We start from the raw sequence: 10,874 nt of genomic DNA, 5'->3' as shown, positions 1-10,874 counted from the left end.
ACCCCAAGGCGCATGAGAACGACGTGCGGCGTGCCGTCGCGGCGGGGCTCGAAATCACCCGCGCCATCGCTCAGCTCAGCGAGCGGGCCGAACGCAAGTTCGGCGTGGCCATCAACGTGCGGGTCGGAATCCACCGCGGCCTGGTCTATCTCGACACCGACCAAGACGACGTCTACGGCTTCGCCGCCAACCTGGCCGCCCGTCTTTGTGGTTTGGCCGAGCCGGGCACGGTGGCGGTGTCGGATGCGGTCGCACCGCTGGTGGGTCACTTGTTTGACCTCAGCACACGTCCGGCGGCCGCGGTGAAGGGCGTCGAGGGGTTGATCAGCCATCACCAGGTGCTCGGTGAGCGACCCGAAGCCCCGCCGCTGGGGTCGCCGCCCCTGATAGGGCGTGACCGTGAGCAGAGCTGGCTGCAGCAGAGCTGGCAGCGGGCCCGCGACGCGGCGCTGAGCAGCCCGGGCGTCGTATTTCGCGGTGAGCCGGGAATCGGTAAGACCCGGCTCGCGAATGAGGCGGCCGAATTGGTCCGGAGTTCGGGTGCGCCCGTGATCGAGCTGTTTGGTTCCCCGCTGCATACCGACATCGGCCTGCATCCGGTGCGCCGGCTGGTGGAGCGCCGATGCGGCATCACCCGGCTCACCGACGGCCGGGAGCGTCTGCGGTTACTGCAAGCCGAACTGCTTGCCTGCGGGCTGGATCCCGCCAGCGCCGTGCCTTTGCTCGCGCCGGTCATCGGCGTCGGTCCCGAGCACGGCTATCACCCGGCTGCCGTGGAAGGCCGAACACTTTACGAGTTGATCGGCGCGACCGCTCAGCAATACGTGCTGGCCTGCGTCGGGGATCAAGCCGGATTACTGGTCGCAGAGGATGTGCACTGGTTCGACCCGTCCACCCTGGAGCTGCTCAACTCATTGCTCGCAACCGCGGATGGGCGGCTGCTGGTGGTCTTGACCGGACGCAAGGATAATTGGCTGCGAACTGATTGGCCGGTAACACTTTTCGAACTTGCGCAGCTGACCGACGAGCAGTCCGACGCGCTGATCACTGCGTTGGACCCGTCGGTGACCGACGTCCAGCGGTCCGCGGTACGCAGCCGATGTGACGGCGTGCCCTTCTACATCGAACGTGTCGTCGGCGAACTTGACGTCGCCGGAGCCGAGTCCCGGGTACCCGAGGCGCTGTATGAGTCGTTGTTCGCCAGACTGCATCACTCCCACGCCGATTTTGTGCCGGTGGTCGAGGCGGCCGCCGTCATCGGGCGCGCCGGCGATCTCCCGTTGCTTCGCTCCGTGGTCCGACGCGACGCCAAAGACATCGACGACGTGGTCACCGAACTCGTGCGGGCGCGCGTGCTCGAACGAACCGGGACCGACGGCTGGCGATTTCGCCATGAGCTGCTCCGCGAAGTGGCAACCGAGCTTGCCCCGCCATCACTGCGCCGTGACTTGCACGCCCGCATTGCCCGCGCACTGGTTGACGCAGCAAGTGCCGTCGAGCCGGACTGGCGTCTGGTCGCAACTCACTTCGAGCAGGCTCGGCAACACGACGAGGCAGTCGAGGCCTACCAGAAGGCCTCAGTGGACGCCCGACGGCGCGGCGCTCTCCAGGAAGCGCTGGCCTGCCTTACGACCGCGCTCGATCAGCTCGCCGGCTGCGTCGCGGGCTCCGCGCGAGACCGTAGGGAAATCGCGATCCGGCTGGAGCGCGGCTTTTTGGCGGGCGCCACGCAAGGCAGCATGAGCGGTGAGGGCCCAGCCGACTTTGAACGCTGCCTGGCATTGGCGAGCACCGGCAACTACCAAGATGAGTTGTTCAGCACGCTCACTGCGCTGATCAGCTACTTCCTGCCGCGCGCCGAACTGCGCCGGGCCCATGAACTGCTCGACTCGCTGTCCGCCCGGATAACCAAGGATCGGCCCTGGAGTAATCCGGCCATAGCGTCATCGTTGGGTGCCGTCACCTGGCTGGAAGGCGACTTCGCCGCCGCCCGCGGACATCTGCTGCAGGCGCTGGCCGATCGTTCCGCCGCCGATCCGCGGGTGCTGGAAACCGCCTGGTGGGTGGTCGTCGACCCGATCTCGTCGGCACACATCTTCCTGGCGCTCACGGACATGGTCTGCGGGGACCTCGACCGTGCCTACGCGGAGTTGGCCGAATCGGTCCGGCGCTGCGACGACTTGGGGTTTCCACAGAACGCCCACAACAGGGCACATACGTACTTCATGGAAATTTGGGTTCGACTGGAGAGCGGCCAAATTTCGGAGGCCGCCACCCTGGCCGCCGAGCTTCGCAGCCAAAGCGAGCAGTCGGGGCTCGACTTGTGGCGATTGGTCGGTGCCACTCAACACGCGACCGCCAAAGCGCTTGGCGCGCTTGCTGCGGGTGCCGACGCTGCCGCGCTGACGGCCCGGGCGGAGAAGGTAGCGCGGCTCGTGGACGGGTCGCGCCTGCTACACCTCAACAGCTATCTGACGTTTCACGACGCTGTTATCGGACGCCTCCTGATTGCTGCGGGCCAGCCGGAGAAGGCGCGCGAACGATTGGATATGGCGCTGCGGCATGCGGAAGACACGGGAATGCGCTTCCACGACGCCGAGTTGATGCGCGTGCGCGCTCATACGTTCACCGAGCCCGATGCGCGCCGCCAGGCCCTGGCCGCCGCGCTTGAGTTCGCACGCCACCAAGGCGCGACTCTGTTCGAACTGCGCTGCCTGCTGGATTCTTTCGACCTGCTCGGCGACGGGGATCGGTCCGAGCTGGCCGGCCTCATGAGCCGCTTTCCCGGTGATGCTCGTTGGCCGGAATTTGCACGGGCACAAAAGATTCTCTCGTGACTCGCCGTCGCGAGCAGATCAGAGGTAACGCTTGTCCAGCTTGTCGGGGGTATTTGAAATTCCTTCGAGCGCCCGGATGTTGGCTGCCACGTCACGGCTCTCACGTTTGGCGATGATGCGGACAAGTACCGGAAACAGCGTGAACCGCGCGGGCGGTTGCAGGTACCAGGCGCCCAGTGTCGCCGTCCAGGCGGCCTGATGCACTCGCTTCTGCCTGGCATCGTCCGGTTGCACGGCCATGTAGATGGCGAATAACCACGCGGAACTGCGTAATTTTGTCAGCATCCGCTTCAGGACGCCGACCTCATCCGGTATGAGCCGGCGGGTCCAGCGGAGCTCCGGGGAGCGCTGCTCGACGACATCGAGGATGCCGGGGATCTGGGAGCAGAGAAGGGCGTTGACGCGATGGAAATCGTCCTCGAGCGTGTCCAGCGAGTCCCCCGCAACGGACAAGAGGGCGAGGCCCAGGTCAAACGTGATGTGTGCGTTCAGCCCAGCCATCATGTGCTGCAACATGATCGCCCGGTCACTTTGACCGACGAACGAGACCTCCCAGGGAATAGTCAGGCCCTGGTACTCGCTCGGGTAGAAATACGCATTCAATGAGGTGAAATACCGACGGGCAAAGGCGACGCCGAGCTCTTCTACGCGGCGCCCGTCGTCGAACACACCTTCGCGGATGGCCTGCTCGATGGCGAGAGTTATGCGCTTGTACAGCGCGGCAAAGTAACCGATGTGGCTTTCCGCCCTGATAGCCCAGTCGACGACCTGATCGATACCTCGCACAGCATCGTCGATGGTGGTGGGCTCTTCGAGGCGCGGGAAGTACGGCAGCGTCGGTGGCAATGCGATGTCATGTGGGGGCGTGATGGAGGTCGTCATGTTCGTCAGTGTCGGCCGACTGAAGTGGCCGGGCACGCGTAGTCGACTACTCATGTTTTCGCGATCCCGTTTGCGACTGAGTGACCTTTTCGCGAGTGCTCTCATGCCAGCAGGTCCCAGTTGCGGGCGAGGTGATCGGGTATGTCGAACGGCGCGCGCTCGCCGCCGCGCTCCAACTTGAGCCCGGTGTCCAGCAGATCCCGCCCGAACGGAGCGGCCATTCGCGACGCCAGTTGGTAGCGCGGCAGGTCGCGCTCGACCTGGCCCAAGACGTGCACGAAGAACCACTTGGCGATGCGTGCGAGCGGCCCGAGGTGGTCGGCGAGATCCGACTTCGGAATGAGCAACAGGTCGGCGGTCTCGTCGCCGATCAAATGACGTATCAACGGCGGAATGGTGCCGTCTAACCGGTGCACGGGTGTCAGCTCGTACATCAGATCCAGCAGCGCACGGGTGAGTTCCTGCCCTTCGGCCGACGCCTCGAACTGCCTGCGCCGGATAGTGTCGACCAGGGCGGTGGCGTCGGCGACGTCGTGCACCAGCAGCTCGTCGCGCAGACCGAGCAGGTGCCCGATGACGTTCCACAGGTGCAGGTAGGCCTCGACGTCCTGGGCGGGCACGCGCACGCCAAGGCGACGCATCGGTTCGGAAAAGACATACGAGAAACTCATGCGCGTCCCGGCGAGGTCCTCCTGGTTGATCGGTGTCCCCCAGTCGGGGTGCCACATGCCGGGCTTCTGCTCGTTGCGGGCCTTGATCAGGTGCCGAACAGCCGCATGCATCAATCGGACGCGCTGAATGGTGCGCCGTCCCTTGCCGTTTTCGTCGAGCCCGCCGACGTTCGCCACATCGATCAGGAACTGCCCGGTCTCCATCACCCGCCGGCGCGCGTCGGTATCAAGCCGGGCGGTCGCGTACAACACCCTCACGCCGTTGGCTGCCGCGTATGCCGACGGGAGCGATGCGCAGAACAGGCAGCATGCGATCTCGAGGCCCCATGTCTCGAATAGCTGCTGCCCACGCTTGATCTTGCCCATGTCGGCCCACTCAGGCAGGGGCAGGGTCTCGGCCAGGTAACCCCGGATCTCGTCGGGCAACGCCTCGGGCACCAGCTGGTCGACGCGGACCAGCGTCTGCATCATCGCGTTGACCTCATCGATGCCGCCACGGTCGAGCACGGCCGCGACCGGCTCGTCTGCCAGCGGATCGCCCAGCTCTCGCATGCCATCGAGCAGCGCGTCCGTCCATCGGGAACTTCCATTGCCGCCCACCATGTGCGTAGCTTTATCAGACTTCGCGCTTTTCGCCAGGGCTTACGCGTCAGTGGGGTAGATGTCGGCCGCAATACGAGTAGCCCGCTACTCACGCTGTCCGGCCGGCGCCGGTCATAGGTTTCACGCATCATCACAGCCACGCAGCGTGGAGGCGATCAGCGATGTCGGATTTCAGACCGCCCGCCGCGGCAACGCGGCATGCCACCACCGGCAATCAACCGACCGTAAGTGATCACCACCTATCACAGCCCCCGGTTCTGATCACCGAACAAGAGGTGATGTTCGGCACCGCGGCAGCCGCGTCGGCAAGGTCCACCCCGCTAACCCGGCGAATGATCGGCGCGCTTCGTGTCGTCGCCGCGGGCTTGCAACCGCCGCCCCCTCGGCCCCACTGCGCCGGCTACCTCGAACGCGCCCGCATGTCACGAGAAATGGGCAGATTGTGAGCCACCCTGGCCGGCCCGCAATATCTCGACCAGCTCTTCGCGCGACCCGGCTCCCAGGCGTTGGTACGCGCGATACACGTGCCCCTCAACGGTGCGCACCGACGTGACCAGCCGTTCGGAGATTTCCTTGTTGGACAACCCCGCGGCGACCAGTTCGATGATCTCGCGCTGACGGCCGGTCAACGGCTGGCCTATGGGGTTTCGCAACGCCGGCGTGCACAGCCCACCACAGTCGGTGGCCAGCTGCTGCGCCAATGCCGCGGCATGCAGACTGCGCTTGCGCTGCTGGTTGCGGCTGAACGCCACGGCCGCCTGCGCGGCGGCGTCGGCGGCGGCGGCCCGATCGCCCAGCTTCCGGTAGTCGGCCGATGCCTCCAGCAGACCCTCCCCGTCGTCAGACCGCAACGATTCCGTATGCCGCGCAACCGTATCCGCGAGGGGAAGCGACAATTCATCGGCCAATTCACGCGCGCGCGTCGCGCCTGACGTGTCGCCCCATTGAGCCGCGACTTGCACGCAGGCCAGTTCATACGTCGGCTCATTGCGCTCGCGCGCACCCTCGGCGGCGGCGCGAACGACCGAGATCGCGTCGGTCAGACACCCGGCGGCCGTTAGCGCCCAACCGCTGGCCACCGCCAGACTGGTCTGCATGAACAGGTAGTCGATCGGGACGTATTGCCGTGCTTGGGTGATCGCGGCGTTCGCGGCATCCGCCTGACCCAGCTTGGCGTGGGCCTCGGCCAACGCGAAGCAGCTCGCTGGTCGTAAACCGGTGGTGACGCTGTGCTTTTCCGCCCCGGCCAGCGCCTCGTGCAGGAGTTCCACCGCGGCGGGGATCTCCCCGCGAACCAGCTCGGCATAGCCCAGCAAGAACGCAAGGTTCGCATAGGCCAGACCGGGAACGTCACGTGTCGACTCGGACAGCTGCTTGGCCGAGCGCACGCATTCGTCGATGCGCCCGTTCACCCGGCAGGCGCGCGCATAGACACCGCCATACCAGAACCTCATGGGCGACGCCTGAGACGACATGATCGCGCGGTCGATGGCCTCCACCACGAGGTCGGAGACATCATCGAGTCTGCCGAGCGCGCCGTGCGCGATGGTCAACGCGATGGACGCCAACATGGCGTGAAAGTCGGGCAGTGTCGGCGAGTCCAGCGCTAACCGTGCCTTTTCCGCCGCGGTCTCGCAGCGGGCCAGCACCGCGTCCACACATGATTCGACCGCGACGCGCTCGGCCCGCTGCGCGGCGGATTCTCGCGTCGATGCCAGGCCGTCGAGAATGGCCGACGCCTCCCGGGGTCGGCCGAGATTCCAAATCAGGTTTGCTGCACGCACGGTTGCCCAGTGATGTCCGTCGGGGTCATCCACGCCGATCCCGGCCAGGATCGGCTCGGCCTGGTCGCCGTGCCCGCGCCCGGCCAGGCTGATCGCCCGGAGGCCGACAGCCTCGCTGACCCCCGCGTCGGCAGCGGCGGTGGCGAACCGGTCGGACAGGTCCAGATCGAGCAGCGTCATCGCGAACCGCGCCGCCTGCAGGTACAGCTGCGGGTCTGGGTCAAGGTCCGATTCGAGGGCCAGCAGCGCCCTGCGCACCGTCGCGTGCATATCATCGTCGACGTCCTTGGCCAGCCGCTGTGCCAGCTTGCCGCGGATGCGCGACAGGTACATCTGGCTGGCCGCCGCCCGCCGAAGCTCACCGAACAGCGGATGGGCCAGCCGGGCCATCAACCTGGAGCCGCTGCGCTCCACGGTGACCAGGTTCATCTGTTCGGCCGCCTCGAGATCGCGGCGGTGCACCAGATCGCAGAGCACGTCGACCGCCACCGGCTCGTACTGCGACAACGTATCGACGACCAGCGCCACATCGGGGGCGAGCCGGCTCAATTGCCGACCGACCATGTCGCCGATGCTGTCCGACACCGCGACGCGCTCGTCCCACATCCACACCCCGGCGACCTGCCATATCGCACCGGCGGCGATCTGGTCCTTGAGCAGTTGCCGCAAAAACAGCGCGTTGCCTCCGGTCAGTTTCCAGAACCGCTTGGCGCTGCGACTATCTACCGGACCGCCAAGCGTGGTCTCGATCATGCGGCGGGTGTCCGTGGCCGACAGCGGTTCGAGGTCCAGGCGGGCGAGCAGGTCGTCTTTCCATAGCGCGGTGATCGCATCGGGCTCGTCCCCGCCCGTGCGCACCGTGACCACCAGACGTGTTGCATGGGCCTGTGCCAGCTGGTGTACGACGTGTGCCGATAATCCGTCGAGCAGGTGCGCGTCATCGACTCCGATCAGCACGCGGCCATGACGTTGTTGCGCGACGAAGGAATTGATGACACGTCGGACGTCAGATATCGGGTCGGACATGGTCTCGCACATGGATGCGGTGAACGCACCTAATGGGAGCTGTCGCGCGGACTGGGTACCCACAATCCAATAGGTCCGCTCACCTGAGGCTTCGGCGCGGGCCAGCACTTCATGCGCGAGCCGGGTCTTGCCCACTCCCGCGGCGCCGGCGATGACGACGCCGGAGTAATTGCCAACTCCGGTGAGCGCACGGCGAATAACGGCTAATTCGGTGTCACGCCCTGTCAGCGGATCGCCGCTAATCACCGGCCGACTATAACCTGTTTTATCGAATTGGCGCGCGAATTCAGCGTCCATTCTTCGTCACTCCGGCTGGGATTAAGCGCATCGTCGAAAACTCACCAATGGTTGGCGACATCGCCGACCAACCGGCGCCACGATGTTGCGGTGGTGTGCGGGAGCACCGCAACGGGCGCTGACGTTTGCCCATCCGCGCTGCGCAAGTGGGAAGGCCGGCGTTGGGATTCTTTGAAAGGCTTTTATGAATCACTCCGATCCCGGGTGTAACCCCGAGTAAAGCCTAACGTGAAGCACCTGGCCGCCAGCCAGGAGGGACGCCGGCCGCCACTGCCGCGGCCATCGGTGTTGCCGCCGGAGCTCAACTCGTGGCAGCTATTTGCCGGCGCGGGGCAACTTCATGTCGGGGCGCTATAACACGACCATCCTGAACCTCGCGACGCAGGCCTTCGTCTCGGGCTTCGGAAATGTCGGCACCCAACTGTCCGGCTTGCCCGGCCATAGCGGTTAGCGGCGGTCGCGGGATGCCTTGCGGGGCTGCCAAACCACCAGCGCGGTGCTCTTGGGAACCACCGCCACGTCGCGGCGCTGGTTGTCGCGCAACGCCGCCAATTCCTCGGCCATTTCCTTCAGCCTCGACTGCAGCGCCTCAACCTGATTGGTCAGCTCGATGATGCGTTTGATCCCAGCCAGATTGACGCCCTCGTCCTGGGATAGCCGCTGCACCTGACGCAGCAGCTCGACGTCACGGTGCGAATAGCGGCGTCCGCCACCGGAAGTTCGGCGCGGGATGACCAGCCCGAGGCGGTCGTAGGTTCGCAGCGTCTGCGCGTGCATGCCGGCCAGTTCGGCGGCCACCGAGATCAAAAAGGTCCGGGATCCTTCCTTCTTCGGGTCCCTGGGATTCATAGCCATCAGCGATTACCTGCCCATCCGGCACGCGGGTTGAAACCGCTTGACCGCTCGGCGTCCGCGTAGGCCTCCAGCGCCTCCTGGGCGGCGCCTTCCAAGTTCGGCGGCACGGCCACCTTCACGGTGACCAGCAAGTCCCCGTTGCCACCGCTGCGCTTGGGCACACCGCGTCCGCGCACCCGCAGGATGCGGCCATCGGCGGTGCCTTTGGGCACCCGGACACCGACCTTGCCGTCCAGCGTAGGAACCGAAAGCGTTGAGCCCAAAGCTAATTCGGTGAAGCTGACCGGAACGGTTACGGTGAGGTCGTCGCCGTCACGGCCGAAGATCTTGTCCGGCCGCACATGCACCGTCACATAGAGATCACCCGACGGCGCACCGCGCAACCCGGCCTCGCCCTGCCCGGGCAGCCGAATCCGCTGTCCGTCCTCGACACCTGGCGGGATCCGCACGTTGATGGTGCGCGTCCGGGTGGTGACGCCGGTGCCTTTGCATTCGTCGCAGGGGTGCTCGATGATCGAGCCGCTGCCCCGGCAATCGGTGCAGGGTTCGGAGAAACCGAAAGCACCCTGGTTGCGGTTGATCACGCCGGAGCCATTACACGAGGGGCACACCTTCGGGCTGGTGCCCGGCCGCGCGCCGCTGCCATGGCAGTTGGTGCACGGCGCCGGGCTGGTCAGCCGCAACGGCATTGCCACACCCTTGGCGGCCTCGACGAAATCCAGCTCCGTCTCGGTCTCCAGGTCATTGCCGCGTCGCGGCCGGCTCGGGCGCGGAGCCGCGCCGCGTCCGAACAAGCCGCCGAACAGGTCGCCGATGTTGGCGCCGCCACTTCGGCCCGCGGCGTCGAACAGGTCGCTGAGGTTGAACTCGGCGCCGTCCCCGCCCACGTTGAAGCTGAAGCCGCCGTTGTCGAACTTCCGGCCGCCGAACCCGCCACCCGCGAACAGTCGCCGGGTTTCGTCGTACTCCTTGCGTTTGGCCTGATCCGACAACACGTTGTGCGCCTCCGACACCGCCTTGAACCGTTCGCCGGCGGCGGGGTTGTCGGGATTCGCGTCCGGATGCAGGTCGCGCGCCAGCTTGCGGTAGGCGCGCTTGATCTCTTCCGGACTGGCGTCAGAGGAGACGCCAAGCTCCTTGTAGAAGTCCTTCTCGACCCATTCACGCTGGGCCATGTCGCGTCACCCCCTCTCACCTTCCTCTATCTATTTGTCGTCTTGATTCTGTGCCTAACCACCGGAGGTGTCGCGGTTATCGTCCGTGTCCGCCTGCCCGGTTTCGGCGGTGCTTTCTGCGCTGTCACCCGCGACCGTGTCGACGACGCCGACCAGCGCGTGCCGCAGCACCTGCTCGCCCAGTTTGTAGCCCTGCCGCATGACGTTGCCGATCACCGGTTTCGAGCCGTCGGCGCCATCTCCCTCGTGCTGCACCGCTTCGTGCAGCACCGGGTCGAAGTCCTCACCTTCCGCGCCGAACGCCGTCAGGCCGAGCCCCGTCAACGCGCTGATCAACTTGTCGGCCACCGACTTCAGCGGACCCGACTCCAGATCACCGTGCTTGCGCGCGCGGTCGAGATCGTCCATCACACCAAGCAATTGGTTGACCACGGCGGCTTTGGCCCGATCCGCCGCGGCCTGCTGGTCGCGCAAGGCGCGCTTGCGGTAGTTCGCGAAGTCGGCCTGGACCCGCTGCAGATCACCGAGCAGTTCGGCCGCCTTGTCGGCCTCCTCTGGCGTTTCGCCTGCGAACGCCCCCGGCGCCGACCCACTGGGGGTCGGGCCGGAGGCACCCCGCCGTACTTCGCCGGTCTCGGGATCGATGCGCCGCTTGTCGGTGACCGTTACGTGTTCCTGATTCCCTTCGGTCACTTGGACTCCCGGTCGTCGTCGACCACCTCCGCGTCCACGACGTCATCAGCT

The 10,874-nt window shown here is 66.0% G+C and carries 7 protein-coding genes; 1 reads left to right on the top strand and 6 read right to left on the bottom strand.

What is annotated here, in order from left to right:
* The coding region (locus tag ACLP4W_RS25660; protein ID WP_442390202.1) for an ATP-binding protein at positions 1-2,837 on the top strand (2,837 nt) is incomplete at its 5' end.
* Positions 2,838-2,855: 18 nt separating this feature from the next.
* Here the strand turns inward: ACLP4W_RS25660 and ACLP4W_RS25655 are convergent.
* The 6 genes from ACLP4W_RS25655 to grpE all read right to left on the bottom strand — a co-directional run bounded on the left by ACLP4W_RS25655 (position 2,856) and on the right by grpE (position 10,823).
* Positions 2,856-3,719 carry a DUF5995 family protein gene (locus ACLP4W_RS25655; protein WP_442390201.1) on the bottom strand — a complete coding sequence of 288 codons (864 nt, stop codon included), beginning with the start codon at positions 3,717-3,719 and terminating at the stop codon, positions 2,856-2,858.
* 101 nt (positions 3,720-3,820) lie between these two features.
* Positions 3,821-4,993, bottom strand: coding sequence for an oxygenase MpaB family protein (locus ACLP4W_RS25650; RefSeq protein WP_442390200.1), 1,173 nt, complete (start codon positions 4,991-4,993; stop codon positions 3,821-3,823).
* A 422-nt stretch (positions 4,994-5,415) separates the two neighbouring features.
* Positions 5,416-8,049 carry a LuxR C-terminal-related transcriptional regulator gene (locus ACLP4W_RS25645; protein ID WP_442390199.1) on the bottom strand — a complete coding sequence of 878 codons (2,634 nt, stop codon included), beginning with the start codon at positions 8,047-8,049 and terminating at the stop codon, positions 5,416-5,418.
* Positions 8,050-8,547: 498 nt separating this feature from the next.
* Complete coding sequence (locus ACLP4W_RS25640) at positions 8,548-8,955, bottom strand: heat shock protein transcriptional repressor HspR (RefSeq protein ID WP_442390198.1); 408 nt, start codon at positions 8,953-8,955, stop codon at positions 8,548-8,550.
* Entirely contained in the window at positions 8,955-10,130 is a 1,176-nt protein-coding gene (gene dnaJ / locus ACLP4W_RS25635) for a molecular chaperone DnaJ (protein ID WP_442390197.1), read from the bottom strand. Before dnaJ ends, ACLP4W_RS25640 begins: the two co-directional genes overlap by 1 nt.
* A gap of 54 nt (positions 10,131-10,184) precedes the next feature.
* Positions 10,185-10,823 carry a nucleotide exchange factor GrpE gene (gene grpE / locus ACLP4W_RS25630; protein ID WP_442390196.1) on the bottom strand — a complete coding sequence of 213 codons (639 nt, stop codon included), beginning with the start codon at positions 10,821-10,823 and terminating at the stop codon, positions 10,185-10,187.
* Positions 10,824-10,874 lie beyond the last annotated feature (51 nt).

This window comes from Mycobacterium sp. (genome assembly GCF_052145595.1).
GTDB lineage: Bacteria > Actinomycetota > Actinomycetes > Mycobacteriales > Mycobacteriaceae > Mycobacterium.
This window is presented reverse-complemented; position numbering and strand designations above follow the sequence as displayed.

Bases quoted from the DNA above. Each gene is read 5' to 3' on its own strand.
- ACLP4W_RS25655 (WP_442390201.1), bottom strand. From the start codon at position 3,719: ATGACGACCTCCATCACGCCCCCACATGACATCGCATTGCCACCGACG.
- ACLP4W_RS25650 (WP_442390200.1), bottom strand. From the start codon at position 4,993: ATGGTGGGCGGCAATGGAAGTTCCCGATGGACGGACGCGCTGCTCGAT.
- ACLP4W_RS25640 (WP_442390198.1), bottom strand. From the start codon at position 8,955: ATGGCTATGAATCCCAGGGACCCGAAGAAGGAAGGATCCCGGACCTTT.
- dnaJ (WP_442390197.1), bottom strand. From the start codon at position 10,130: ATGGCCCAGCGTGAATGGGTCGAGAAGGACTTCTACAAGGAGCTTGGC.